This is a genomic window from Cytobacillus firmus, assembly GCF_023612095.1.
Classification (GTDB): Bacteria; Bacillota; Bacilli; order Bacillales; family Cytobacillaceae; genus Cytobacillus.
The window spans coordinates 2,004,756-2,031,720 of sequence record NZ_CP086235.1 but is presented as its reverse complement, the minus strand read 5'-3'; the positions used below and the strand labels follow the sequence as shown (position 1 = coordinate 2,031,720).

Annotated in this window: 25 protein-coding genes; 8 read left to right on the top strand and 17 right to left on the bottom strand. The window is 42.9% G+C overall.

The features are described from left to right. Positions 1-16 precede the first annotated feature (16 nt). From LLY41_RS10360 to LLY41_RS10350, 3 genes are all read right to left on the bottom strand, one after another. Positions 17-733, bottom strand: a complete 717-nt coding sequence (locus LLY41_RS10360; RefSeq protein WP_304587869.1) for a YwaF family protein — start codon at positions 731-733, stop codon at positions 17-19. A 175-nt stretch (positions 734-908) separates the two neighbouring features. Next, positions 909-1,751 carry an STAS domain-containing protein gene (locus tag LLY41_RS10355; RefSeq protein ID WP_095245212.1) on the bottom strand — a complete coding sequence of 281 codons (843 nt, stop codon included), beginning with the start codon at positions 1,749-1,751 and terminating at the stop codon, positions 909-911. Positions 1,752-1,891: 140 nt separating this feature from the next. Beyond that, positions 1,892-2,581, bottom strand: a complete 690-nt coding sequence (locus LLY41_RS10350) for a YetF domain-containing protein (protein ID WP_095245213.1) — start codon at positions 2,579-2,581, stop codon at positions 1,892-1,894. Between the two features lie 264 nt (positions 2,582-2,845). Between LLY41_RS10350 and LLY41_RS10345 the strand changes: the two genes are divergently transcribed. From LLY41_RS10345 to LLY41_RS10330, 4 genes are read left to right on the top strand one after another with little or no spacing between them, the layout of a single operon-like run. After that, positions 2,846-4,972 carry an MMPL family transporter gene (locus LLY41_RS10345; RefSeq protein WP_095245214.1) on the top strand — a complete coding sequence of 709 codons (2,127 nt, stop codon included), beginning with the start codon at positions 2,846-2,848 and terminating at the stop codon, positions 4,970-4,972. A 40-nt stretch (positions 4,973-5,012) separates the two neighbouring features. Further along, on the top strand, positions 5,013-5,684 hold the full coding sequence (locus LLY41_RS10340) for a response regulator transcription factor (RefSeq protein WP_095245215.1): 672 nt from the start codon (positions 5,013-5,015) through the stop codon (positions 5,682-5,684). Beyond that, complete coding sequence (locus tag LLY41_RS10335; RefSeq protein ID WP_304587866.1) at positions 5,681-7,075, top strand: sensor histidine kinase; 1,395 nt, start codon at positions 5,681-5,683, stop codon at positions 7,073-7,075. The genes LLY41_RS10340 and LLY41_RS10335 overlap by 4 nt, the downstream gene beginning before the upstream one ends. 5 nt (positions 7,076-7,080) lie before the next feature. Then, a complete protein-coding gene (locus tag LLY41_RS10330; RefSeq protein WP_095245217.1) occupies positions 7,081-7,479 on the top strand; it encodes a hypothetical protein in 399 nt (132 codons plus the stop codon). Positions 7,480-8,016: 537 nt separating this feature from the next. Here LLY41_RS10330 and LLY41_RS10325 read toward each other — a convergent pair. From LLY41_RS10325 to LLY41_RS10290, 8 genes are all read right to left on the bottom strand, one after another. Further along, positions 8,017-8,385 carry a DUF5661 family protein gene (locus LLY41_RS10325; protein ID WP_218831305.1) on the bottom strand — a complete coding sequence of 123 codons (369 nt, stop codon included), beginning with the start codon at positions 8,383-8,385 and terminating at the stop codon, positions 8,017-8,019. 395 nt (positions 8,386-8,780) lie between these two features. Further along, positions 8,781-9,200, bottom strand: coding sequence for an arsenate reductase (thioredoxin) (gene arsC / locus LLY41_RS10320; RefSeq protein ID WP_095245218.1), 420 nt, complete (start codon positions 9,198-9,200; stop codon positions 8,781-8,783). A 16-nt stretch (positions 9,201-9,216) separates the two neighbouring features. After that, positions 9,217-10,512, bottom strand: a complete 1,296-nt coding sequence (locus tag LLY41_RS10315; RefSeq protein ID WP_304587862.1) for an arsenic transporter — start codon at positions 10,510-10,512, stop codon at positions 9,217-9,219. 14 nt (positions 10,513-10,526) lie between these two features. After that, entirely contained in the window at positions 10,527-10,871 is a 345-nt protein-coding gene (locus LLY41_RS10310) for an ArsR/SmtB family transcription factor (RefSeq protein WP_304587860.1), read from the bottom strand. A 165-nt stretch (positions 10,872-11,036) separates the two neighbouring features. Further along, the gene (locus LLY41_RS10305; protein ID WP_304587858.1) at positions 11,037-11,534 is read right to left on the bottom strand and encodes an arsinothricin resistance N-acetyltransferase ArsN1 family A; all 498 of its coding nucleotides are present in this window, start codon (positions 11,532-11,534) and stop codon (positions 11,037-11,039) included. A gap of 65 nt (positions 11,535-11,599) precedes the next feature. Continuing rightward, positions 11,600-11,812 (bottom strand): hypothetical protein, encoded by a 213-nt coding sequence (locus tag LLY41_RS10300; RefSeq protein WP_304587856.1) that lies wholly within the window; start codon positions 11,810-11,812, stop codon positions 11,600-11,602. A gap of 39 nt (positions 11,813-11,851) precedes the next feature. Continuing rightward, the gene (locus LLY41_RS10295; RefSeq protein WP_304587854.1) at positions 11,852-13,225 is read right to left on the bottom strand and encodes an FAD-dependent oxidoreductase; all 1,374 of its coding nucleotides are present in this window, start codon (positions 13,223-13,225) and stop codon (positions 11,852-11,854) included. A gap of 63 nt (positions 13,226-13,288) precedes the next feature. Beyond that, the gene (locus tag LLY41_RS10290) at positions 13,289-13,738 is read right to left on the bottom strand and encodes a MarR family winged helix-turn-helix transcriptional regulator (RefSeq protein ID WP_304587852.1); all 450 of its coding nucleotides are present in this window, start codon (positions 13,736-13,738) and stop codon (positions 13,289-13,291) included. 298 nt (positions 13,739-14,036) lie between these two features. On the opposite strand from LLY41_RS10290, the gene LLY41_RS10285 reads away from it, so the two are divergent. Continuing rightward, positions 14,037-15,227, top strand: coding sequence for a CynX/NimT family MFS transporter (locus tag LLY41_RS10285; RefSeq protein WP_304588023.1), 1,191 nt, complete (start codon positions 14,037-14,039; stop codon positions 15,225-15,227). Between the two features lie 564 nt (positions 15,228-15,791). Here the strand turns inward: LLY41_RS10285 and pdxR are convergent. Continuing rightward, positions 15,792-17,183 carry a MocR-like pyridoxine biosynthesis transcription factor PdxR gene (gene pdxR, locus LLY41_RS10280; RefSeq protein ID WP_095245226.1) on the bottom strand — a complete coding sequence of 464 codons (1,392 nt, stop codon included), beginning with the start codon at positions 17,181-17,183 and terminating at the stop codon, positions 15,792-15,794. A gap of 101 nt (positions 17,184-17,284) precedes the next feature. On the opposite strand from pdxR, the gene LLY41_RS10275 reads away from it, so the two are divergent. Then, positions 17,285-18,214 carry a DMT family transporter gene (locus LLY41_RS10275; protein WP_304587849.1) on the top strand — a complete coding sequence of 310 codons (930 nt, stop codon included), beginning with the start codon at positions 17,285-17,287 and terminating at the stop codon, positions 18,212-18,214. A gap of 550 nt (positions 18,215-18,764) precedes the next feature. On the opposite strand, the gene LLY41_RS10270 is transcribed toward LLY41_RS10275, so the two are convergent. From LLY41_RS10270 to LLY41_RS10260, 3 genes are all read right to left on the bottom strand, one after another. Beyond that, a complete protein-coding gene (locus tag LLY41_RS10270) occupies positions 18,765-19,331 on the bottom strand; it encodes a hypothetical protein (RefSeq protein WP_095245228.1) in 567 nt (188 codons plus the stop codon). 95 nt (positions 19,332-19,426) lie between these two features. Next, positions 19,427-19,663, bottom strand: a complete 237-nt coding sequence (locus LLY41_RS10265; protein WP_304587847.1) for a hypothetical protein — start codon at positions 19,661-19,663, stop codon at positions 19,427-19,429. 66 nt (positions 19,664-19,729) lie between these two features. Next, positions 19,730-20,353 carry a YitT family protein gene (locus tag LLY41_RS10260; protein ID WP_304587846.1) on the bottom strand — a complete coding sequence of 208 codons (624 nt, stop codon included), beginning with the start codon at positions 20,351-20,353 and terminating at the stop codon, positions 19,730-19,732. 243 nt (positions 20,354-20,596) lie between these two features. Here LLY41_RS10260 and LLY41_RS10255 point away from each other — a divergent pair, with 243 nt between their 5' ends. After that, positions 20,597-21,241, top strand: coding sequence for a 2OG-Fe(II) oxygenase (locus LLY41_RS10255; RefSeq protein WP_304587844.1), 645 nt, complete (start codon positions 20,597-20,599; stop codon positions 21,239-21,241). Positions 21,242-21,279: 38 nt separating this feature from the next. Here the strand turns inward: LLY41_RS10255 and LLY41_RS10250 are convergent, their stop codons facing one another. Together LLY41_RS10250 and LLY41_RS10245 are read right to left on the bottom strand one after the other, a co-directional pair. Further along, positions 21,280-21,411: a hypothetical protein gene (locus tag LLY41_RS10250; protein WP_286148787.1), complete on the bottom strand. Its 132-nt coding sequence runs from the start codon at positions 21,409-21,411 to the stop codon at positions 21,280-21,282. 152 nt (positions 21,412-21,563) lie between these two features. Next, complete coding sequence (locus tag LLY41_RS10245) at positions 21,564-23,054, bottom strand: flavin monoamine oxidase family protein (protein WP_095245232.1); 1,491 nt, start codon at positions 23,052-23,054, stop codon at positions 21,564-21,566. 247 nt (positions 23,055-23,301) lie between these two features. Between LLY41_RS10245 and LLY41_RS10240 the strand changes: the two genes are divergently transcribed. After that, positions 23,302-26,958, top strand: a complete 3,657-nt coding sequence (locus LLY41_RS10240; RefSeq protein WP_304587840.1) for a polysaccharide deacetylase family protein — start codon at positions 23,302-23,304, stop codon at positions 26,956-26,958. The last annotated feature ends 7 nt before the right edge of the window (positions 26,959-26,965 follow it).

Below are 26,965 nucleotides of genomic sequence, written 5' to 3'. Positions count from 1 at the left end.
AACAGGATTACGGCTTTTAATTGCCCCGGACTCTTTTTTGTTCGGCTCTATGCACATAATGCATCGGTAAATAAGTGATGAAAAAGACAACTAACGCAGCTGCTTCAAGCGTTACATAATACCAGACACCATTCCCGAAAAATGACAGCAGGGTTTTGGTTTCTGTCGGGCTCGCCAAATAGAAGAAATTAGTTCCCAGCAGCAGATTTAAAAAGAAGACTGGCACCGCAATCACGTTAAGTGTTAAAAAGCCGGTCAGAACCGCTTTTTTCGGCACCCTGTATCCTTCAAACAAAATAAAATATAGTACGGCTAATGGAATGGCTGAATGATGAAGAAAATATTTGATGTAGCGGAAATGAGGAAATAGGTAAACCATATCAGGTGTCACCATGCTTAAAATGGGAGGAATCGCACCAATAAAATACAGCAGCCAAAAAGCCTTTTTATTAGGCCTTAAAAATAGGAAAAGTGCAATGAACGTGCTCAAGGAACATAGCTGGAGAGGCAGATTTGACACATCCCACTGATTTGTCAGGACCAGCCATACATGATATGTCACTTCACAGGCAAGCAGCGTAAAAAACAGCGTCCATTTAATGATTTTCTGATAAGCCCTGAGCGCCTGTCTGTAATACACCAGCCACCAGGCTGTAAAAAAGAAAAGAAACAACGTAACCAGATGCATAAGCGAAAAGATTTCAAACCCCTGCATTCCCGTTACCGAAAACATGATGTCATCACCCCTCAATATTCATTGAAGTGCTGTTTGATTCATTGTATTCACGGTTGGGAAAATTAACACGGTTCATCTGCGGAAAAATTGAATGGATAACCACGGCAAAAAGGGCTTAAAACAAAAAAAAGCAGAGTAAATTCATAACTGAATTCCTCTGCTATGTTCAATTTTACCCATGCAGTTCTTCAAAAGCCTGATACACATTGGCTCTTACCTGAATGCCATTCAGATTAATGCCGAGCGTGACGATTGTCTGGGCCACTTCCGGGCGGATTCCTGTAATGATGGTTTTAACGCCGACAAGCGACAAGGCTTCAATCACTTTAAACAGCTGATCTGCCACCATGGTATCGACAATCATGACACCGGAAAGGTCTAAAATTAAATGAGACAGCTTCAGGTGTGCAGATTGTTTTAATGTTTCTTCCATTAACAGCCGGGCTCTCCCTGTATCAATATTCCCGATTAGCGGCAGGATGCCTACCCCTTTCGAGAGTGGAACAACCGGGACAGATAGCTCAAGGAAAGCCTGCTTTGCATTCTCGAGAGTTACCTGATGAAATTTGACATAAGACATGCTGAAACAATGAATGGAATGATCAAGTAAGGGGTCTATCAAATAGACTACCTTTATAATCTCTGATGCAGTCATTTTATGCTCCATCATCGTTTCTTCAAGTTCATTCCAGATATATTTTCGGTAATATCCCGCATCCTTTAAAGCTTCATCCAAAGGGATCCCAAGCTTGAAGAAATACTCGCCTGTCCCTTTGCACCATTTCTCAATCTTTTCTAATGATTGATCTTTGTCCTCATGATTCAGCAATGCTAAACCAAACAATTCAATAAACTCAGCACGAATCTGAACAATGTGCGCTTCCAGTTTCTCAGCCTGTGATCTTTCTGTATCAGTCATCTCGACGTCGCTCATTCGATCCTTATGCAGTTTTTTCGCTATTGTGTCCTTCTCTTTTAATATCGTTTCCCCTAAAAGAAGCATTTGATTATTCATGTTCTCCCCTATAGCACCTGGATTTAACTTTAAATATGAGAACGCTTCATTCTATACCCAAACATATTTCAATACCCTTTCTTTAGTTGAATAAACATTTAATTTTAATAAATAGAAGGACAGAATCCGATTTCTGTCCTCTATTTATCTTTTAAATCAAAATAAAGAGTGCCGTCCTGCTGGACTTGTGCAAAAAATACATCTTCAACAGAACGGATACCCGCTTTTTTCAGTTCAAGTTCAAGCCAGTTTTCATCTAATTCTAATTTCGTCAGGTTTTCCGTATTGACTTTTCCATCAGCAATAACTTCTGTCGGTAAAGGAAACAGAGGCCTGTTTGGACTGCTGATGTTTAGATCCGTTTTTGTCACAGCCTGTTGGCTGGCATTTTTTAACACAGACAGGTCTCCATTTGTCTCGAGGATGGCGTAATCGACATCCTTAAAAGAAAAGATATCCTTTTGCCGTAATAGCGCCTGAAGCTCATCCAGATCCACTCTCGCTGCTTTAAGAGCGGATTCCATGATTCTGCCTGCTTTTATGACAATTAGGGGATCCCCTGTTGTGACTGACCGTCCCTGTTTTGATTTAAGGTCGATCATATCCATTGCAATGGTGAAAAGCGTCCAAAAAACCAGTGCGATGACTCCATCCTTGATTCGGGTGCTTTCGTTCACAGCAAGGTTCCCGGCGATAGACCCGACACCTATGGCTGAGGCCCAGTTAAAAAAGGTCATTTGTCCGATTTCCTTGCGCCCCATCAGCCTCGCCAGCAGAAATAACACTAAAAATGAAATGGTTACACGGAGGATCGTTTCCTGAACCGGCATACTTAACACACACACCTTTCAAAATTTTAAAAGAGGCTTATAACCTCCCTGAAGCCATACAGCCAATCCACAATCTTAGGTCAACATACTTCAGCCGTCACACTGGCGCTGTCTTCATCCTTGTCTCTCCACATGTTAATATGATTATATTTTCTATATAAACCACTTCTTTCATGCATCGGGCTAATTGTAAACGGAAGTTGAGGTTCAGTTTATTTTCATTTTGTAAGATAATCCTTGAAATAAGTTTTAGGAGGCATTTGTGTGAAAAAACTGCTGCATGGGGTAACAGATTGGGTTTCCACCAAACGGGGAATGTGGATCACGATTATCGGCTGGCTTGTGCTGATGATCGGCTTAAGTGCAGGTCCGATGCTTGGAGATTATAAAACAAACAACTTCCAGTCACTTCCTGATGACGCGAAATCCATTATTGCCCAGAATAAAACAGAAGAATATTTTCCAAACAAACAAGGAACTCCAGGCATTCTGGTTTTCCATAATGAAAATGGCGAGGTTCAAATCGAAGAAGCTAAACAGATTCTGGAAGGAATCATGAAAGAAGATATCGATGGAATCAAGACAATTATCGATATCAGCAAGCTTCCGCCGCAAGCACTCGGTTCTTTCATTTCTGAGGACAAGTCCACCATGATTGTGCCAATGGAGCTTGAACAGGGACTTGGCAATGATCAGTATGCAGAGATCAATGATCATGTCTCAAAAGTCGGCAATAAAATTGCGGAGGATCTCGAAAGCACTTCCTTTTATATCACAGGCCCTGCTGGTATTGCAGGAGATACAGTCAAGCTGTTCGAACAGGCTGACTTTGTTCTCCTGATTGCGACTGTTGTCATTATCCTTGTCCTGCTTATAGCCATTTACCGTTCACCATTGCTTGCCATCATTCCGCTTCTCGCGACGGTGATTGTTTACCAGGTCGTGAACCAGAGTGTTGCTTTAATGGGTGCCGGCGGACTTGAGATCAATAACCAGACCACTTCCATCATGAGCATTTTGCTGTTTGCTGCCGTGATTGATTATTCTTTATTTGTTTTCTCCCGTTACCGCGAGGAGCTTAACCATTTTGAAAACAAATATGAAGCCATGAAACATGCCATGCGGGCCACAGGAGAGCCTGTTTTCTTTGCGGGCGGAACGGTTCTTGCTGCCATGCTGGTTCTGTTCTTCGCTGATTTCCGTGATTATCAGAACTTTGCCCCGATTTTTGGAACAGCGATGTTTTTTATCATGCTGGCTTCCGTTACGCTGGTACCAGCTTTATTCACCCTGTTCGGACGCAAGGCGTTCTGGCCGAAGGTTCCTAAATATGGTGCTGAAACAGAAGTTAAACATAGTGTCTGGGGACCCATTGCCAGAGTCGTTGTGAACAAGCCCGGCATCTCAGGCGGAATTGTCGGCATTTTCATGCTCATCACAGCGTTTAATATTTTCAACCTTGATTATGAATTCGACACCGTCAAGAAATTCCCGGAGGATCTGCCATCGCGGGTCGGCTATGAAATAGTCGAAGCCAGATATGACAAAGGCGAGCTGGCTCCTTCGACACTTCTGGTTGTCAGTGATCAGAAGCTGGCTGAAAACGATACAGCAGCGATAAGTGAAAACCTGCAGGAATTTGATGAAGTTGCCTCTGTCCGCCTGTCTGCCCTATCAGAAGACGGCAAGGCGGCAAAAATGAGTGTGGCATTATCCATCAACCCATATTCAAATGAAGCCATATCCTTCATGAAAGATTTGCGTGACGACACACCTGAACTATTAGAAGAAATCGGTGTGGAAGCCGAGTCCTACTATAGCGGGGTCACTCCGAAAATAGTGGACGAACAGGATGTTAACAGCGATGATATAATGAAAATTGTCCTGCTTGAAACGGTCCTGATTCTTGCGCTGTTATTTGCGCTTACGAAATCCATCAGGATGCCGATCTACATGATGGCAACTATTTTGCTTTCATTTGTTTCGGCTTTAGGGCTTGGGATCTTCCTGGTTGATGTATTATTCGGCTTTGAAGCCATCAGTTCCCGTGTTCCTGTCTATTCATTTATTTTCCTTGTAGCATTGGGGATTGATTACAACATCATCCTGGTTTCGCGTTTTATGGAGGAAAGGAAGAAACACCGGGTGAAGGACGCTCTTGAAATTAGCATCCGCAATACGGGCGGCGTTATTTCTTCGGCAGGCCTCATTCTGGCTGCTACCTTTGCTGCCCTTATGACCATGCCAATCGCAGATTTATTCGTCTTTGGCTTCATCGTTGCCATGGGAATATTGATTGATACCTTCCTTGTGAGAGGAATGCTGCTTCCGGCATTGATCTTATTTTTCGAAAAAGATAAGGAAACTTCCCGGGAAAAAATTTCGGAATAGAGTGAGGGTCCCTCCCTATTCCCTTTAAGGAGGCCCTGCTATGAAAATACTAGTCGTAGACGATGATGTTCATATACAGAAGCTTGTTACGATTCATCTGAATCATGAAGGCTATCAGGTGCTGCGGGCAAATAATGCTCAAGAAGCATTAACGCTCCTGGAAGAGCAAACGGCAGATTTAGCCGTTGTAGATGTCATGATGCCCGGCATGAATGGTTTTGAGCTTACAAGGATATTAACCGGTGACTTCGGAATCCCTGTTATTCTACTGACGGCAAAGGGGCAGCTCAGTGATAAAGAACAGGGCTTCCTATCAGGATCTGAAGATTATATTGTCAAACCGTTTGAGGTGAAGGAACTGCTTTTCCGGATAGCCGTTGTGTTAAGAAGAGCCGAGCGGGCAATGGAAACAGTCGTTAAAGCCGGTAATCTATCCATTGACAGAAAAAGCTTTGAAGTGGAAATCAATCAGGAGACCATCCTTTTTCCATTAAAGGAATTTGAGCTTCTGAGCCTGCTCTCGGCCCGCAAAAATAAAATAACACAGAGGGCCGCATTGATTGAACAGGCGTGGGGTGCGGATTATGAAGGCAGCGAGCAGACATTGAATACCCACATCAACCGGATACGCGACCGGTTAAAAAAATACGGGGCATCCGTTGAGATTCAGACCATCCGCGGCATCGGGTATAAGCTTGAGGAAACAAAATGAAGAGGCTCTACCGGAAATTCATTGCAGCCACACTTGTGATTTTAGCCATAAGTATCCTGCTTTCCTTCTTTTTGACCAACTGGGTCTATATGGCTTCTACAAAAGGGAAAATCGACAGACACAATGTAGTAATTGCAGAGGAAATCGCGAATGGCCTTCAACATATGCATTCTTCTGGCTCCACTTATGAAACGTACTTAAATTCGATGAGCAAGCTCGGCTATCAGCTATATATCGTCAGTGAGTCCGGAGATGGAGAATTCTTCGGGCAGCCTTTCAATAAGACAGATCTGCCTGAAGAAGCTGAAAAGGTGCTGACTGATCAGAAGGTTTATCATGGGATGGATAGCTTTGCGGGCCAATTTCTGATGATGGGCCATTTTTCAAACGACCTTGAAAATACGGTCGGCGTCCCTTTTACCATGGATAATCAGAATTACGCGCTATTTCTCCGGCCGGATAATAAGCTGCTTTTCTCGGACATTCACATGATCTTCGCGTGGTTCTTTGTCGCCATTGCCGTTGTCAGCATTACCGGGGTGATCTGGTTCGCCAAACATCTAATCAAACCGATCACGAAGCTGACGGAGGCGACAAAGGAAATTACCCGTGAGAATTTCAACTTCCCATTGAACATTGAACGACGGGATGAAATCGGACAGCTCGCGGAAAGCTTCAGCCGCATGCAGGCTCAGCTGCAGCATAATGATGAGGCCCGCAAATCATTCATCAACAATGTGTCCCATGACTTTCAGTCCCCTCTCATGAATATTCAGGGGTATGCGGAGCTTCTGCAGACACAGAAACTGTCAGATGAAGAACATTTCGAATACGTGGAGATTATCGATCAGGAATCGAAGCGGCTGTCCAATCTGACCAAACAGCTTCTGCTATTGACTTCCCTTGACCAGAATTCTTATCCGATGAAGCTCTCGGAGGTGAAATTGGACGATCAGATCAAGGAAACCATCCGCAGACATCAATGGCGGCTGGAGGAAAAAGAAATTGAGATTTCATATAAGCTCGCGCCCGTCTTTTTTAAGGGGGACCCGGAGCTTTTGGTGAATATCTGGGACAACCTGCTGACGAATGCGATAAAATATAACTCGCATGGCGGCAGCATTCTGATCAGCCTGGCTCAAACCCAAACAGCGGTTGAAGTTGTTTTTAAAGACACCGGGATTGGAATTTCAAAGGATGCGATCAGCCAGATTTTCGAGCGCTTTTACCGGGTGGACTCGGCCAGGAAAAATGATGGCACAGGACTCGGGCTATCGATTGTAAAACAAATCATTGAGCTGCATAATGGGGAAATCAAGGCAGACAGCCAGGCTGGCAAAGGCACCACCTTTACCATTACATTTTTCAGGGAGAAACAACGGGAGGAATAACTATTATGGAACAAAAATGGAGTATTAGATTAATAAGGTTTGCAGCTATCTTCGGCATTATCGGAACCTACCTTGGGTCGCATATGTCCGGGCAGATGGATTATTCGTTAAGGCCCATTCACGCCCACATCCTGCTCGTAGGATGGCTTTCCGTATTTGCATGGGGAATCTTTTATAAAGTCTACCGCGTAAAATACAAAAAACTCGTTTCTATTCACAGCATCCTAGGAATGGCAGGGTCGCTGGGGCTGACAATCGGCATGTGGATGTATACTTTAAATCCGTTTAATTTAGGGGATACCTTCGTACTGGTCTTCTTTATCGTCGGCGGAACACTGCTATTGCTTGCCTTTGCACTTTTTGTAGCGATTACCTTTTTAACGGAGAAAACATCGGAACAGTAAGCTAAAAAAGCAATGCAGTCCTCTTTGGTTTGGGGCTGTCCCCCTGTGAGAGTAGGACGTTGCCGGGCACATGAAAGAGCACCTGATGGGTGCTCTTTTTTGTGTGTAATTATAGGTAGCTGAATCAGTTGGACTCTTCTTTTTATTGAAAATTGCAGTTATGCGTCACTTTTTCTGGATATGCTTCACTTTGGCACAGATATGCGTCACTTTCATGCTATATGCGCCAGAATCAAATTATATGCAACATTCCTCATCTCGCCCTCTGTTTTCATAGTCGATTTCTTCTCCGTAAAGACGAATTGTTCTAAATGTAAGATAAACTCCAAAACATGCAAGAAAATCAAAAAACCTGTTAGATAAATTCATAATCCTGTTAGATAAAACTCACAACATGCTAGATAAACTCCAAAACCTGTTAGATAAAACGCCAAACCTCAAGCACGCGCCATCCCAGCCGCCCCGGCAGCATAAAAATAAAAAAAGCCCCTATCAAAGGGCTTACATTTCAAGAAAATATCTCCGGCATTGTTTTATTCAGCCTTGCTGCAATGTATTCCAATAGGCCTTAGCTTCCGCTTCCAAAACTTTTAATCGCTTATAATAGTCAGGAAACTCGTTAAGATGTGCCATGGCAATTTTCCCTGTAAGTAGCGGATCATCGCCAGTAACATTCGTTTGGCTTGATCGTTTTCCATGCTCCAGTTCTGTATTAACGCCCATCCAGAATTCATTCAGATCAAACCGGGTTTTCGTAAAATCGATTCCCAATAGCAGCGCAATGGCTGCGGCCTCTTCTTTGGAAAAGCCTGCTCTCTGTCTGCTGGTATTTGGAAAAGCCTGATGATTCACATGTCCTCTGTTAAAGTGATGCCCATAAGGAGTATAAGTGTAATACAACAACATTCACCTCTCCATGCCAGATACCATAATGTATGTGAATGTTTTTTTTAGGAGCATGGACTTGATCAAAATAAAAAGACCCCTAAAGGCCTTTTCCTAACAGCATCTTCCTGTATTCCCGATCATCGAGATCCCGCTTCCGTTACCGCTCCGCTCTAAAACAAGGTCTTCGGTGTTTGGTTCAATAATCGGGTCGATTGCTACTTTGATTTCATTGATTGTGACAATAATATCATCTGCTTCCGGCTCATCCAGAGCCAGTCCTATTCTTGGCTGTCCTCAGCCATAGCCTTCAAAAAAGATGCGGACGCAGCTGGCATTTTGCTCTTCCAGCATTTTTCTTAATTCGTCACGCGCATTATCTGTGATAATCAAATCTGTTCCCTCCCTTTAAATGTTTATTTTCCCGTTTCGGCAAATGATTTAATCCTGCCGCCGATTTCATCCCGTACACGCTGGAAGAAAGCCCATTTTTCTTCTTCTGTCCCTTCTGCTTTCGCAGGATCATCAAATCCCCAATGCTCGCGCTTTACATGTGGAGGTGTCATTGGGCATTTATCCGCTGCATCGCCGCAAAGCGTTACAACCAAGTCGGCATTATTTAGAATCTCAGGATCAATGATATCAGAAGTCTGATTCGAGATGTCAATTCCAGCTTCCTTCATTGCTTTTACAGCGTTCGGATTCAAGCCATGTGCTTCAATCCCTGCACTATAAACATTCCATTCTTCACCTAAATGCTGTTTTGCCCATCCTTCTGCCATCTGGCTGCGGCATGAGTTGCCTGTGCATAGGAAGTAGATCGTTTTTTTAGTCATGTTGAGATTCTCCTTTTTAGATAATCATTAGCCAAATGTACAATCCGGTTAATGTGATGAACAGTGTTGGAATCGTTAGGATGATCCCAGTTTTAAAGTACGTTCCCCATGAGATTTTTACTCCCTTCAGGGACAAGACATGAAGCCACAGTAAAGTTGCGAGGGACCCAATCGGCGTAATTTTCGGGCCTAGATCCGATCCAATCACGTTTGCATAGATAAGGGCTTCACGGATGATTCCGCTTGTATCGGTTTCAGCAATGGCCAGAGCGTCAATCATCACGGTTGGCATATTGTTCATGACAGAAGAAAGGATGGCCGCAATGAATCCCATTCCAATTGTTGCTGCAAATAGTCCCTGGTCAGCTGTCATTTGAATTACATCTGCCAAAACATTTGTAAGACCAGCGTTTCGAAGTCCGTAAACCACTACATACATGCCTATCGAAAAGAAAACGATAGCCCATGGTGCACCCTTGATGACAGTGCGTGTATTCACGGCAGGGCTTCTTCGCGCCATGAACAGAAAGAACACTGTTACAATGCCTGCGATGAATGAAACTGGGACACCAATCCACTCACTGGCAAAGTAGCCCATTAATAAGATACCTAAAACAAGCCATGACAATCGGAACATTTTGCTGTCTTTTACTGCTTCTGCTGGTTTTTTCAAATGAGATAAATCATAATTCTTTGGTATGCTTTTTCTAAAGAATAAGAATAAAACCAAAATGCTGGCACCCAGTGAAAAGAAGTTCGGAATAATCATGCGGGACGCATATTCCACAAAGCCGATGCCAAAGAAATCAGCGGAGACGATATTGACCAGGTTGCTGACGACCAATGGCAGTGACGTTGTATCCGCAATAAATCCGCTTGCGATAATAAACGGAAAAACCAATTTTTCTTCAAATTGGAGGTTTCGCACCATCGCAAGGACAATTGGCGTGAGAATGAGTGCCGCTCCATCATTCGCAAAGAATGCTGCGACTACCGCTCCCAAAATGGAAACATAAATGAACATCTTCACTCCGCTGCCCTTTGCCGCTCTTGCCATATGTAAAGCGGCCCATTCGAAAAACCCGATTTCATCTAAAATCAGCGATATAATGATGATGGCAATAAAGGTTAATGTGGCATTCCAGACAATGGATGTAACATCTATGACATCATTGAAATCCACCACACCGGCTATTAAGGCGAGGATTGCTCCGCCGCATGCGGACCAGCCTATGGACAGGCCTTTTGGCTGCCAAATGACTAATATGAGGGTGACTAAGAAAATCACCGATGCTAAAATTATTTGAGTCAATGTGTTGCCCCCTCTTACTCACAGGAAATTCGCAGTCCCTGTTCTTCCAATTCTGTTAATAAATAATCCTGGCTTGGAAGGTGATCAAGCACAGTCTGAACCAGCGGGTAATAGTCACTTTCCTGATTCAATGAATAAATAATCCACTGACCCCTCCTGTTTTCCCTGACCACACCGGCATCTTTCAATTTCCGGAGATGCTGGCTAATGGCTGGCTGGCTCATTTTAAATATCTCCACAAATTCACATACACAGCAATCATGGTTATTTAATAGCTTCACCATTGTGAGCCGAGTTTTATCGCCTAATAATTTTAAAATGGATGCTGCCTTGCCGATTTCGACTGTGGATCCTATCATGATCTCATCACCTCCGCTTTGCACGTATATTAATATATAATGATTTGCTTATATAAGTAAATGGTTTTTTGTGAAACTATGGCATCTATTTTTGGGTGAGCTGCTGTTTTTTCAACGTCATACCACACAAAAAACGGCTAAAAACTTTAGCCGCAAGCACAATATTTACAGAAGTTTTTCCATAGCCATAACGACCACAAATTCTCCGTCCAGCACACCCTGGTTTTGAAATACACCTACTTCACGAAACCCCATTTTTTTATACAGACTCTGTCCCAGTCCATTAAATGGAAAAGTAAACAAAACCAGCTTATGAAACTTGTTTTCTCTTGCTTTCTTTTCGAGTGTAGAAAGCAGCTTCCAACCTGCCCCCTTGCCTCTGAACTCCCTTGCGACATAGACTGATAGATCTGCCACTCCATCGTATGCACAGCGGCTGCTGTACGGATTCAGAGAAGCCCAGCCGATTAATTGACCCCCTTTTTCTGCAGCAAGCACACAATATCGCCCTTGATGCTGATCAAACCATTTTGTCATATAGGAAAGATCTTTTGCCTCTGTTTCCAATGTAGCTATGCGATCTTCTATTCCCTGATTGTAAATCTCGGCAATCGCCTCTAAATCTGTCTCTCGGGCTTCACGAACAGATATCTCATTTCTCATTGCAGGTCCCTCCAATAAAAGCGGCGTCTACCATATTAAGCCTTTACCCATTAATAGACGCATAGCTATTCATCATCAGTTTCATTTGTTAAATCCCGATAAGCCAAAATAAATTGTGTATACGTCTCCTGCCCCATTTCACTTTCCCGCAATCGAAACAGCCTTTCAAATGTTTTATCTTTTGCTTCCTCAACAGAACACCCAAAAGCATTCATGATTAATTTCATATAGGATATAAAATATTCTTTTTTGAGAGCTCCAGCATGATTTATCGTCATTATTATCACCTATTCAATTACATTTTAAGGCGCAGCGAATCAATTGCAGCAAGATGATACAGACTCTTTAATTGAACTTTTAATATTAACGCTGCATACACCCGTTTCGGGCAAGTCCAGCTCCACTTTTTCTGCAGCAGTGAAATCACCGCTCAAATAAGCAGCCACAGACCTAACCTGCTCATAGCCTGTCGCCATCAAAAAGGTTGGAGCACGGCCATAGCTTTTGGAACCCACAATATAAAAGTTCTTCTCAGGCTGTCTTAATTCCTTTTCTCCATGGGGACGAACCGTTCCGCAGCTATGAATATTTGGATCAATTAATGGTGCCAATGAACCAGCACTTTCAGTTGCAGAATCAATGGAAGTACGAAGTTCACTTATGATTGAAAAATCCGGACGGTTTCCTGTATTGACAATCATTTCATCGATTCCATCCAGGCTTCTCTGCTTCCCGTTTTGGCTGCCTATTAACTCGATTCCCCTTTCCGACTCTTTGACCAGCTGAATACGAAATGGAGTAACAGCCTCCACTTGCCCTTTATCAACCAATTGATGGATCTTGCTTCCGAGGCGGCCCCTTGCTTCAAGTGCATCTTTTTCTTCTCCTCCGTAAGCATCCTCAACCTGATTTCTTCTCATAATCCATAGAATCTCCGTTTCGGGATAGAACTCTTTCAATTCGGCTAAATCCAGCAAGGCATTGATCGCTGAATGGCCTCCGCCGACAACTGCAATGCGCTTATTCCGGTAGCGCTGCTGCTCACTCCCTAATACATCGGGTATTCCATAAAATATCTTTTCCTTCAGTTCCCTCTCATCAGCCAGCCAAATTCCGCTTGATGAAGCCGGATTTGGATTTCCCCAGGTACCTGCAGCATCTATGACTGCTCTCGATTCGAATGTTTTGTACTCTCCATTCTGCTCAGTATGAATAACAAAAGGTATATCGTCCCGGTTTGCCGTTTTCATTTTATCCGTATCTTTTCTGCCGACTGACAAAACCTTCGTATTCAGATGAATGAAAGGCTTTATTTCAGGTAAACTGGACAGTGGCTTTAGATAGTGTTCAACAAGTTCCTCCCCGGTAGGCAAAGCTTCCATTTGCGGCTTTACCCAGCCATTTGCGCTTAATAAACTGGCAGCAGCTTTGTCAATATTGTATCGCCATGGTGAGAATAATCGAATATGTCCCCAGCTTTTAATATTGGCTCCCGCTTGTTTCCCCGCTTCGAGCAGAATAAATGATTGCCCCATGCTTGCCAGGTGTGCAGCAGCTGCCAGTCCCACCGGTCCGGCGCCAATTATAGCTACAGGCAGCGCTCTTGCATTCCCCTTGTTTTGTGAATTCTTTTCTAATTCGCTTTTCTTAGGCGTGCAGCATCCTTTTACAAGATCATTCTGATTAGTCATGCTTTCTCCCCTTTTCTCCATTAAATTTTACTTGCAAAATACAAGTACTCACCTCAGAGGCATTTACCCCTGAAACGGTTTACAGCATGCATTGGATTTTGCCATTGCATTATTTAACAAATGAATTGAGCGGATGACTGTTTCTTTTTCAAACTCATTCATTTGTGAAAAAACCTCTTGTAAAAATGCATTCATCTGCTGGTCTATTGAACCTGCAATATATTTTCCTTCAGCAGTCAGCGAAAGAATACTGATTCTCTTATCAGCAGGATCCGGCGTTTTCTTAACTAAGTTCATTTTCACTAAAGATTGAACCTGCCTGCTGAAAGTTGTAATATCCGTCCCTAACGAATCTGCAATCTGCTGCATGGACGGATTATGCTGATTGTCAATCTCATAAAGAATATGGCTTTGAATGAGGGAAATATCGCAACCGCCTACACTGCAGCAATTTTTATTAAGTAAGCCAAAACGGCGCGTCATTACTTGAAACAAACTGCGAAGATTTTCCATTATTTTCACCTCTTGGTTATAGTATAGTTTAATTACTTGTAATTTACAACTATATTTTTAGTTAACATTGGATTTCTTTTACATCCAGGAAAAATTTTGCAATCTCCTTAAAAAAGCTCCTCCATTTTAAAATGTGTAAATTAGCTTCAAAAAATATGTCCGTAAAACTTAAACCTATGTACTTTTGTCTAAAAAACTATTATACTATTTTGAATATTGTCTTTCGTTATCCGAAAGTTCTACCTTTAAGGGAGGGTCCGCATTGAGAGCAAAAATGGAATCAAAAAACCTTTTACTAATGGCTGGCATTATCTTTGTGGCATTTAATTTACGGCCAGCGATTACATCCGTCGGGCCATTGATTGGGGCTATACGGGATGAGACAGGAATTTCCAATGGTGCAGCAGGTCTTCTGACCACCTTGCCGCTCGTCGCCTTCGCTCTGCTCTCCCCTTTTGTGCCGAGGATCGCCCAAAGGCTTGGCAGTGAATGGAGCATTCTTTTGGGGTTAACGATTTTAGGAGCCGGCATTGTGGCACGTTCTGCAGGAATGCTGCCTCCGCTGTACATAGGAACTATTTTAATAGGATTAGGGGTAGGTCTTTGCAATGTCCTTCTTCCGGGAATGGTCAAGGAAAAATTCCCGCAGAAGGTTGGCCTCCTGACAGGAATTTATACATTTTCAATGGGAATTTGTGCGGGACTTGCGCCAGGTTTCAGTGTCCCGCTTGCTGAGGGTCTTGGTGTGGGCTGGAGGCTCTCGCTCGGAGCATGGGCCGTCCTGATCATAATTGCCATCATTGTCTGGCTTCCTCAGCTCAGAATGGCGAAGAAAAAAACGGAAGTATCTGCGGTTTCTGCACCAAAGTCTTCCATGTGGACCTCTCCCATCGCCTGGCAGGTCACACTGTTTATGGGATTGCAATCAATGGTCTATTTCAGCGCTACTACCTGGCTCCCTGAAATTCTTCATAGCCAGGGACGGGAAATCGCCGAAGCTGGATGGATGGTAACGGTTCTCCAGTTTTCAGGACTTCCTGTTAATTTTATTATCCCTGTTCTTGCCGCCCGGCTTCCTAACCAAAAAGGGATTGCTCTTGGAATCGGCATTTTCACTTTTGCCGGCCTTACAGGTCTGCTTTTAAATGTTAATGGCATCATCACAAACATCAGTATCGTTTTAATCGGAATTGGGCTGGGCGCTGCGATCAGCCATTCCTTAACCCTTATCGGACTTCGTGCTGAAAATGCGAAACAGGCTGCCAGTCTTTCAGGAATGGCGCAATCCGTCGGCTACCTTCTCGCCGCAGCTGGACCGATTCTCATCGGCTCATTATATGACCTGTTCCAGTCATGGACCATTCCGCTGGCCTTGCTTTTGGTCATAACTGCCATCTTTACGATTTCCGGGATCGGGGCGGGGCGTGATCAATTTGTTTTGCAAGAAAGAGACCAAAAACAGAAAAAGACCGCTTCAACCATTGCTTAATACTAGTAATCTTACAATTCGTTCCGAAGCTGGACCGGGTTCTGACTCAGATCTACGTTTTTCTGCTTTCTGTGTCCGAAGTTGACTCGGGTTCTGACTCTGATCCAGGTTTTCCTGCTGTCTGTGTCCGAAGTTGACTCGGGTTCGGACTCTGACCCAGGTTTTCCTGCTGTCTGTGTCCGAAGTTGACTCAAGTTCAGACTCTGATCCAGGTTTTCCTGCTGTCTGTGTCCGAAGTTGACTCGGGTTCAGACTCGGGTTCAGACTCTGATCCAGGTTTTCCTGCCGTTGTATCCGAAGTTGACTCGGGTTCGGACTCTGATCCAGGTTTTCCTGCCGTTGTATCCGAAGTTGACTCGGGTTCGGACTCAATTCCAGATTTTCCTGCTGTTTGTATCCGAAGTTGACTCGGGTTCGGACTCAAATCCAGGTTTTCCTCCTTTCTGTGGCCGAAGTTGACTCGGGTTCAGACTCTACCACACTAATTTCGTCCAAACCTGCCGCTGGCTCAGCCTTATCCTCTGATAACTATATTGATAGGGAGCTGCCGGCTGCAGAAATGCTTCAACTGCTATACCAGGCGTCCGAAAGATGCCGCACGGCCATTTCCAGCTCTTCCTCAGTCATCAGTGCAAACCCCAGCAGTATGGTATGGCCGTCATTCATTCCAAATTGCGATACTGGATATACTTTGATCCCTGCATCAGCAGCTTTCTTAATAAGTTCTTGTTCGGTCATCGCATTATTCGGACGGACTAGGATGTGCAAGCCTGAATCCTGTCCAATTACTTCAGCACAAGGTGGAAAATACTTCGAAATAGCTGACATGAGACTGTCGCGTTTTTTACGATAAACGACCCTCATTTTCTGGATATGCTTATCCCAGTAACCCTCCTGAAGAAATTTTACCAAGACCTCCTGATCTGTCCGGGAAACAGTTTGCGCATAAAAGAAATAATCTTCCTGATAAATTTTTAGCAATGGCCTTGGAAGGACCATATAACTTATCCTTAGAGAGGGAAGCAGGGCTTTCGAGAATGTGCCCATATAAATTACTTTTTCATCCTTATCCAACCCCTGCAGGGCAGGAATCGGCTTGCCTGAGTAGCGGAATTCACTGTCATAATCATCTTCAATGATATAACGGCCTGGCTTATCTTTGGCCCATTTTAAAAGCTGCATTCTTCTGGCAATAGGCATAATCATTCCGCATGGGAATTGGTGAGATGGGGTGACAAAGACGATGTTTGCTCCTGATTTTTTCAGTTTTGATAATATAAGTCCATCTTTATCGAGAGGAATGTCCCTCACATTGGCCATCCTTTTTTCAAAGATGACGAGCTTGCGGTGATATCCCGGATTTTCCACAGCAAAAATACTTCCATCCAGCAACTCCAATAAATTTTTCATTAAATATTGGGTTCCAGATCCAAGAATGATTTGGCTGGAGGAACAGTTTACACCCCTGGATTTATAAAGATACTTCGCAATCTGGTTCCGCAGCTCCAGCTCTCCTTGAGGATGGCCAAGCAAAAGAACCTCTCCATTATCCTTTGTCAGAACTTGATTTGTTAATTTCCGGAACACAGAAAATGGGAACGTCCTAATATCCACTCCGGAATGGGTAAAATGATAGAGGTACTTACCCTCTATATTCTGCTTCTCTTCAGCGAAAGGCTCTTCATTTTCTGAAGCAAAATGGTTCTGTTCAACTTCACACACAAAATATCCTTTGCGCGCCTTTGATTCGATGTATCCTTCAGCCATAAGCTGTTCATATGCAGATTCAATTGTGTTCTCACTGACCAAAAGATATCTGGCAAATTTCCTTTTGGAAGGGAGCTTTGCCATTACTGTCAGATTGCCTGTCTTAATTTCATTTTTAATATATTTATATAATTGCACATATAGTGGCTCACCGCTTGTAAAGTCTAGATTTGGTGTTAACTCCGACATTAATCTGACCCCCTTCAATATTAAAAATCTGACCCTTTTAACAATATCAGTTATTATCTATAATACATGATAATAATAAAAACAGTAAGGAGACACACAACATGAGCAATTCACGCAGACTGGGATTGGCTATGATCATAAGCGGAGCATCATTATGGGGATTATCAGGTCCAATGCTGCAGTGGTTTTTTCAGGAAACCCGCTTATCATCAAGCGATTATTTAGTGATTAGATTGATTACGGCAGGTATTTTCACGCTCATTTTCCTATCATGCCGGAAAGTAAATGTATTTGCGATATGGAAATATCCACGCCACTGGATACAGCTTCTTCTTTTTGCTGTTTTGGGGATGCTTGGAGGGCAGTATGCCTTCATTGAAACCATTCAGGTGAGCAATGCCGTTACAGCAACCCTGTTTCAATTTGCTGGTCCGGTACTGATTACGATATATGTGGCCATTGAGTCCAGAAGATGGCCAGCCAGAATCCATTTGCTTGCCATTGTCACTGCACTATCAGGAATCTTTCTGCTCATTACAAATGGATCCCTGGATCAAATTCTCTTATCGAATAAAGCTTTATTAATCGGGTTTCTAACAGCTCTCGGATTTGCCTTTTACACATTGCAGCCTGTTTCTCTCATTAAGACCTGGGGAACGATGACAATCATCGGGTGGGGTATGCTTCTCGGCGGATTCTTCCTATATTTACTGATGCCATCATTCAGCTTTGCCAGCATGGCAGGAGCCCTTACTAGTGGTACATTATCCATGTTAGTTGGCATCATTATGATCAGCACCCTCTCATTCATGTTATATATAGGGAGCTTGAAGTATTTGTCACCAACAGAAACCAGTCTTTTATCCAGTATCGAGCCTCTTGTAGCAGCTTTGATATCCTTCTTGTGGCTAAAAGAAACCTTCGGAAACTATCAATTGCTTGGGGGAGTTTTCATTATTGCAGGAGTACTATTCCTATCAATGAAAGAAAAAGAAGAGGATGTCATTAGTCTGCAGCAAAAAGGGGCTTAATCCATACATTTTGAATCATAAAAAATTCATTAAGCCTTATTAAACAAACAGTGAAGCGGTTCTCCTTTCCTTTGATAAGGTTAAGGGGAAACACGCTATCTGTACCTGTGGACGCTCATTTAGGCATACAGTTTTTAAGCAAGGCATTGCTTCGTGAAGGGACTATTTTGGGCTATACCCATCCTATTCAGAATTATATTAGTTGAGTTCTGATTCAGAGTGATTTCCGCCTTTTCTCATACAGTGGCTGAACCCAGCCTTTATTCCGACTCAACCCAAACCTTCCTCGCATTCTTTGTCCGAACCTAGCCCCTCTTCAGACTCAACTTGGACTTTTCACGCATTTTGTGTCCGAATCCACCCCATCTTCCGACTCAATCTGAGCTTTTCACGCATTTTGTGTCAGAACCTAGCCCTTCTTCCGACTCAACACACGCTTTCCACGCATTCTGTGTCCGAACCCTGCCCCTCTTCAGACTCAACACGGGCTCTCCTCACATTCTGTGTCAGAACCTCCTTGCCAGGTGCAAACCGGCAGCTCCGGGCCTACTCACCTTTTAACATTCTCAACCATTCTTTTAACAAACATCGTCAAAAAGTAGGCTGCATAAGCAATCGCGATATCGATTAGAAAGATATAGAACTGATTCATTCCCTTATTAAAATGCACAATACCGGCCCATTCTTCAAGAGTGGCAAATCCAAAGGCAAATACCGCTGCTCCTAAAATCGTGTAAAACAGAAAGCTTTTCCTGTGGTTGGTGCAGTATTGATAAATCAGCAGGAAACCAACCGGTAAAGCAGATGCTGTCATGTTCAGCGCATAGGGAAACATGGGCAGTAAGAAATAAGTGTGAACAAAATAACTATATCTCTCTAAAAAGCTGTCGGTGTAGGTCCAAATCATATGCACGGTATACCCAAAAAAGAAAATTTCAAAAATCCGGCTGCGGTCCACCACAATATATGCGACAATCAGCGGCAGCACCGACAATGCCAGAACGACCCAAAACTGCCATGTCGAAAGGCCTGAAAAATCCCTCCAATATGAAGTAATGAGCGAATTCATCTTTTCACTATGTATATAAATCCGTTCCCAGTACTCGCTATAACTCATAGAATACCCTCCCTGCCAATACAATTGTATGTACAAGTATTGTTTGAGAGATGGCTATTATTATGCAAAAAAAATAGAGGTTCACTTTACGTCCTCTATTTTAGTCCTATTCTATTTTTCACATCATCGCGAATGAGCCCTACCATCTCTTCAGACAAATTTGCTGGAAGCGACGAGCCATCAGTAAATACCCAGGCATTAATCACCTCAAGATCTGCTTTCTTAAATGTGATGCTGTAAGTATTGTGTTCATGGCGAAATTCCGCCGTCACATATTCTTCCCCATCAAATTCATCATCCACAATCATGCCGGTTATTTCGTATGGATTCACTTTACTATCCCCTTCAGCTTTTTATAGCTTAGGATGCACTTGGACCCTCAAATTATCCGAAAATGTTTAAGTCTTCATTATAATGGTATCTATGGTTTTATAAGCAACCAAAAATGTGGCAAGGGAGTATGCCGCTTCGGTGATTCCGAATAAAAAAACCGAACTTCCAAAGAGCAGGGTATTCATAATCAAAATGCATTGCCCGATGGTGAACGGCAAGCGCTCGCTGAATAAAATCGCCAAAACTTCTGTTCCGTCCAGGCAGGCCCCGAAACGGATAATGAGCCCCACTCCCGTTCCGAGCAAAAGTCCTCCCAGGATAATGATCAGCAAGGGATGGTTAGTCACTTCCTCAAAAGGAGCCAATATGTATGTCTCCCCTGCCAGCACGGAACTGGCAAACAGGCTTAACACCAAAAATCTTCCTCCTAAAAAGAAAAAGCCTGCCGCTAAAAACGGTAGATTCAACAGCAGGATCAAGGCACCTACATCTACATGAAAAACATGTGAAAGGAGGATGCTCAATCCGACAATGCCGCCGTCAATGACATAATTTTTCACAAGGAATAATTGCAGGGATACAGCCACAAGTGTTGCCCCGAGTATGATAATCAGTCCATTTTTAAATGCGGAAAAAGTGCCGTTTCGACTCTGGCCTAAATAGTATCGAACTCTGTTTCTATACACCATCCATCTCCTTTTGTTCAGTCTGGCTTATGTATTGAAATATATTCCCCCAAATCCATAAAATGCGGACGCTTGCTTTTAATTTTTTATAGTTTCCCAGAAAAAAAAGATAGAATTCCTTCATATCAAAGTGTAAAATAAATTCAGCCAGCTGAACAACTGGTTAAAAAACACAATTAGAAATACGTCAAGCAGCGCAAAAATATATTGAATTTTCAGAAAACTAAATAAATGAGGTTGATGTACATGGCAATGGATGCATCTATTAAAGAACAAACGATTTTTGATCATGCTGGAAATAAAATTATTACAGAAGATCGGGAAATTCAAATAATCGCTAAATTCGCAGAACCATTAATTGTGGTACTGGGAAATGTTTTGAGCGATGAAGAATGTGACCAGCTGATTCAACAGTCAAAAGATCGCATGCAGCGTTCAAAAGTTGCCAACTCCCTTGAAGTGGATGAACTCAGAACAAGCAGCAGCACGTTTTTCGAGGAAGGGGAAAATGAACTCGTCGCCAGAATCGAGAAAAGAGTATCCCAAATCATGAACATTCCAGTTGAGCATGGTGAAGGGCTGCAGATTCTTAATTATAAAATTGGCCAGGAATATAAAGCACACTTTGATTTCTTCTCTTCGACCAGCAGAGCAGCAGGCAACCCGAGAATCAGCACGCTTGTCATGTACCTGAATGATGTTGAACAGGGCGGGGAAACGTATTTCCCAAAGCTTAACCTTTCCGTTTCACCACAAAAAGGCATGGCCGTGTACTTCGAATATTTTTACGATGACCAAAACTTAAACGATTTGACTCTTCATGGCGGTGCACCTGTTGTCATTGGCGACAAATGGGCTGCCACACAGTGGATGAGAAGAAAGAAACTATAAAAAAAGCGCTTGGGAAATTTCTTCCCAAGCGTCTTTCTTTAAAACCACAGTCTCTTATGATAGTCATAATCAGAGGTATCGAAAGTCTCTTCCCCTTCTATATTGGGGGCACACTCTTCACAAGGTCCTTCCTGCTGGCCATGTTCACATTGCTCCATTAAAAGTTCCACCTGAACGCATCCCCCTTTCCTATCTGATACTTTAATTATAAATGAAAGCGTTTACAGATGTCTTGTACAATTTGTTGGAAAATCGTTAAAAAGTGCCTATCCAATGGCACATTTTAACGTCAAAATCAGACATCTCTGTCGCATTTTAGCCTTTATAACCACTTATAATAGCCTCTGGGCAAATCGGTCACTTCCCTTGCAGCCCTTATGCCTGATTGAATCGCTCCTTCTATCCAGCCCGGGGCTGTGGAAGTATGTTCCCCGGCGAAATGAACTCTTCCCTCTGGAACAGGAATAGACGGGTACAGCTCTGTTTCCTGGCTCGGCTTGAACATGGAGAAGGCACCGCCGGAAAAAGGGTACTGGGACCAGCTATGGGAAGCTCCTGTTAAGAAATGCTCGTAGACCTGATTGCCATGAACAACAGCCAAATTGTCGAGGGCATTCCGGATCCGATCCCCTTCCTTAAGGTTATCCCAGGATAACGTATCATCTTCCCAGGTATAGCTTGCCATAATAACCCCCGAACCTGAAGATCCGATCAGATGGCTCGGGTAGGCAGCGAAGCGAATGGGCAGATCTGTCATGAGCTTCCCTCCATGCAGCCCTTCCCGTTCCCAGAATCGATGCTTGAACTGAAGTCCGATTTTTGTTGATGAAACATAATGAAGTTCCCGAATGGCTTTCCATTTATTATGCGAAAATGAATGCCGGGGAACGACTTCAACGAAGGAGAGCAAAGAAAAAGGAATCGTGATAATGGCCAGGTCACCCATTACTGCCAAAGGCCTTTGGCTTAAGGTATGTCTGGCATGAATGGTAACCTGCTGTTGATCCTGTTCTATTTTTGTCATCTGATAGCCGAAATAAAGATTTTCTTTTAACTGAGGCAAAAAAGCATTTGGAAGCTTATCATTGCCTCCCTCTATTTCATAAAAATGAATGTCCGGACTGAATAAAGGAAGCAGCTCCCGCAGAATGGCCGGAAAGCTCAGCTCCGGAAACCCTTCCAGACCCAGCAGAACTTTAATGCTTTCAAGGGCACCGGGAGACAGACTGGCGCCCACCGGGTTGTACCTTAGAAAGAAACTCATAGGATATCTGTCAAACTCTCTAACTACGATATTCCAATTTTGAGCAGGGTTTTGCCTAATAAAATCTGCAACTGGCTTTATTGCCATCATGAGCAGTTCTTCCGCGGTCTTTCCTTTTTCATGCGGAGCAACCGGGTAGCCCAGCATATCCGGATTCTTCTTATAGGCAGTTCGATTCGTTTTTATTCCATTGGCAAAGATCAGGTCCTGGGGTGTTGTGTTTTTGAATTCATTTACTTTTAAACGGAATTTTTTAATATATTCAAGAACTAATGGATGAATATGAGGAATTCGCATGGCGCCCACATCCAGGTACAAATCGTCCATGAACGGCTCTCTCATCGTAAATATCCTTCCGCCAACCCGTTGTGTAGCTTCTAAAACCGTTACATCATGACCGGCTTCCTTCAGCAGTGAAGCAGCCACCAGTCCGGACATACCTGCTCCAACAACAATAATTTTCTTCTGAACCTGTGAAATGCCGAGTCCGTTTCTGATGATAGAAAGCATTTCTTCTGCTGATAACTGCGGATCCCGATAATAGGCCATTCCGATTCTCCTTCCGGCGATCTGACAAATAGCTATTACTTCATCATACTGCCGGACAGCTTTACAATATGCTTCTTTTATGATTAACCTGTTTTACCATTAAAAAATCAGCGCAAAATTTTTACCTACCCCCAAAATCCAGGAATGAAAGCCTAAATTTTTGTTGATGGTCATTTTGAATGAAGGGTTGGGAGTTACAGGCGTCCCCTCCTTACATAATTAACATTACATCTTGGGAGGAATAAATGTGGATCGTTTTTTCAGGTGGATTGTCAGATCCCTGTTTGCCCCTGTGTCTGGTACCGCAGGAGCAATTGCCAGTACTCTGGGCTTCTTTCTGGCATTTTTACCTTTGGATAGTTATAGAATTCCATTATTGTTTGCTTGTTCACTGATTCTGCGCCTTAATATTATTGCCTTGTTCCTGGGCTCTCTGATAACTGTTTTTATTCCATACATACATAAGCTGCCTTACATGGATTTTGGCCCATTAGACGATTTCTGGCTGATTTCAAACCTTAAAAGCGGAATATTATCTTCCGATTCAGTTGTTTCAGGTATTTTAGGAGGGATTGTTGGACTAGTCTGCTATTTTTTCTTCCACTGGTTTTATAATCTGGGGCTGAAAACGAATGTTGGAAAACAGGAATCTATATTTCTTGATCCGGCTAAACGGCGCTGGTCTCTAATCAAACGAATGACTGCAGGCTTCGTTCTATTAATTGCAGTAATATCAGCATTTTTTATTGAGAGCTTAAATACGGCTCCCATGGTTCCTGCATTGACTCTGGAGCAGCACACTTCAAGCCCTCAGATAGAGCCGATTGACACACCCTTCCATGAAAAGGATTCGGCATCTCTGGATCTTGAAACAAACTTTGATGCCAAAATTCCAGAAAATCAAAATCAAGAAGTGTATGGATTCTATGTCAATTGGGACGAAAATAGTAAAGTATCCTTCATGAAAAATAAAAAGTCAATAACTACCTTGGTTCCTGAATGGATGCAGGTTACACCAGACCTAAAGGTCAAGTCTTCAAGTGACCCATCCATTGTAAAAGAAGCGAAAGAAAATCAAATCAAGGTTTTGCCATTAGTCAATAATTTTATAGACGGCAAATGGGATTCAGATGTTCTGCACAGGTTATTTACTGTTCCAGGGGCTGAAGACCGCTTTATTGAAGATATGATTTTTTATGTGGTATCAAATAATTTCGATGGGATTAATATTGACTTCGAAGCGATTAAACCTTCTGACAGGGAACATTTTACGCAATTCATGAGTAAGGTCTACAAAGCCTTTCATAAGGTAGATTTACTGGTGACATTGGATGTTCCGCCGAACGATGAAAGCTATGATTATGCTTCTTTGACTAAATACGCTGACCGCGTCATTGTGATGCTCTATGACCAGCATTATGCCATGAGCAAACCAGGTCCTGTCGCTTCAACAGATTGGGTAAAGGAGAACCTGAATCAAGCTGATATTCCCTCCGAAAAATTGGTTGCAGGGCTGGGGACATACTGCTACAATTGGGAAGAAAATTCAAGTGAACCTGCGGCAGAAATGACTTTTGGGAATATCATGAAGATGGGCAGGGAATCAAACCTCCACACCAATTGGAGTATGGAATCTGGAAACCCCTACTTACGATATAAACAGAATGGAAAAGATCATACTGTCTGGTTTTTGGATGCTGCCACTTTTTATAACCAGATGAACCTTGCCCTAAATAGCGGTTCTGCCGGGATTGCCATATGGCGGCTCGGTTCTGAGGATCCTTCGATCTGGAGTTTTCTTAGCAAGACTAATAAAGCAAAAAAACCATCTCAAGTCCTTACTACCTTTAATAGTCACTTATCAGCCCTTCATACTGGCAGCGGAGAGGTATTGAAAATCGCTTCAGAAACAGAAAAAGGAATAAGGACAATAGAAATGGATTCCAATGGAATGATCAAAAAGGAATCCTATGTCAAATATCCGAAGCCTTTTGAAGTAATCCGCCATGGAAATTCAAGTAAAAAAGAAGTCGTCCTCACGTTTGATGACGGTCCTGATCCAGACTACACTCCGGAAATACTTGATATATTGAACAGGTACCAGGTGAAAGGCACTTTTTTTGTCGTAGGAGAAAATGCGCTCATGCATCCTCAGCTTGTTAAAAGAATTTATGATGAGGGGCATGAAATTGGAAACCATACCTTTACACATCCAGATATTACATCCATTACACCTTCCCGTTTGAGGATGGAATTGAATGCAACACAACGCTTAATTCAAGGCATAACCGGCCGTTCCATGACTCTTTTCCGGCCTCCATACATTGCAGATACGGAACTGGCCACAAGGAATGAGCAGCTTCCTATAATGGAAGCCCAGAACCTTGGCTATACCATGGTCGGCCAATCCATTGACTCTGGAGATTGGCAGGGAGCCACAGCTGATGATCTTGTAAATCAAACATTGGATCAGCTGTCAGAAGGGAATGTCATTTTGCTTCATGATGCCGGGGGTGACCGCTCCAAAACAGTTGAGGCCCTTCCGATTATTATTGAAACACTTAAAAGCCGCGGCTATACATTTTCAACTGCTGCCGGCTTAATTGGGAAAAGTGACAGTGAGATCATGCCTTTTGCTGATAAGGAAAACCCTTATTCTGTATATGATAATGCCGTTTTTAAAATCCTTAAAAATTGGAACACCAGCATCAGCTTTTTGTTTTATTCAGCCATCCTTTTAGGAATTTCGCGTCTTATTTTTCTTGTATTCCTGTCCAGGAAACAGGTAAAGAGGTATAAAGAGACAAAGGTTGACTCTGAATTTACTCCATATGTCAGTGTGGTCATTGCTGCTTATAATGAAGAAAAGGTCATCTGCAAAACTATAAATTCTATTTTAACGAGTGACTATTCTGCTTTTGAAATACTGGTTATTGATGATGGCTCAAAGGATCAGACGGCCCGTGCCGTTGAGGAAGCTTTTGCAGACAATCCCCGCATCAGATTAATTAAAAAAGCCAATGGCGGAAAATCTTCAGCTGTAAACCTTGGATTCAAGGAATCTAAGGGGGAAATTGTGGTTGCTTTAGATGCCGATACGCTTATCGCTGAAAATGCTATTTCACTGCTTGTCAGCCATTTTAAAGATGAACAGGTGGCTGCTGTGTCAGGTAATGTCAAGGTTGGAAATAAAGGGAATCTCCTTACGAACTGGCAGCATATTGAATATGTGACAGGCTTTAACCTCGAAAGAAGAGCCTTCGCCGCTCTCAACTGTATTACTGTAGTACCAGGTGCAATCGGTGCATGGAAAAAATCTGCGGTTGAAGAAGCAGGATACTTTAGCGAGGATACACTTGCAGAGGATACGGATATCACGCTTGCCCTATTGCGCAATGGAAAGAAAATTGAATTCGAAGAAAAGGCCTATGCTTTTACTGAAGTTCCGGAAGATATTAAAAGCCTGGCAAAGCAGCGCTACCGTTGGGTATATGGGACTCTTCAATGTCTTTGGAAACATAGGGAGGCATTATTTAACAGGAAACATCAGTCATTGGGATATGTAGCCCTTCCAAACATGTGGATCTTTCAATATGTTTATCAGACGATTTCACCCATTGCCGATCTGTTGTTTATCTTAGCCCTTTTCAGCACAAAGCCTGAAAAAGCAGCCATTGGATTTGTTCTATTTTACCTGATGGATTTCTTTACCTCCTTATATGCGTTCAGGCTGGAGAAAGAAAGCCCTAAACCACTTGCCTCATTGTTTTTACAGCGAATTTTATATAAACAGCTGATGACCTATGTGGTGGTAAAATCGATTTTCTCCGCCATTAAAGGAGTAACTGTCGGCTGGAATAAACTAAAACGCAAAGGCAGTGTGACACAAGATCATCCGCTTTAAACTAAAA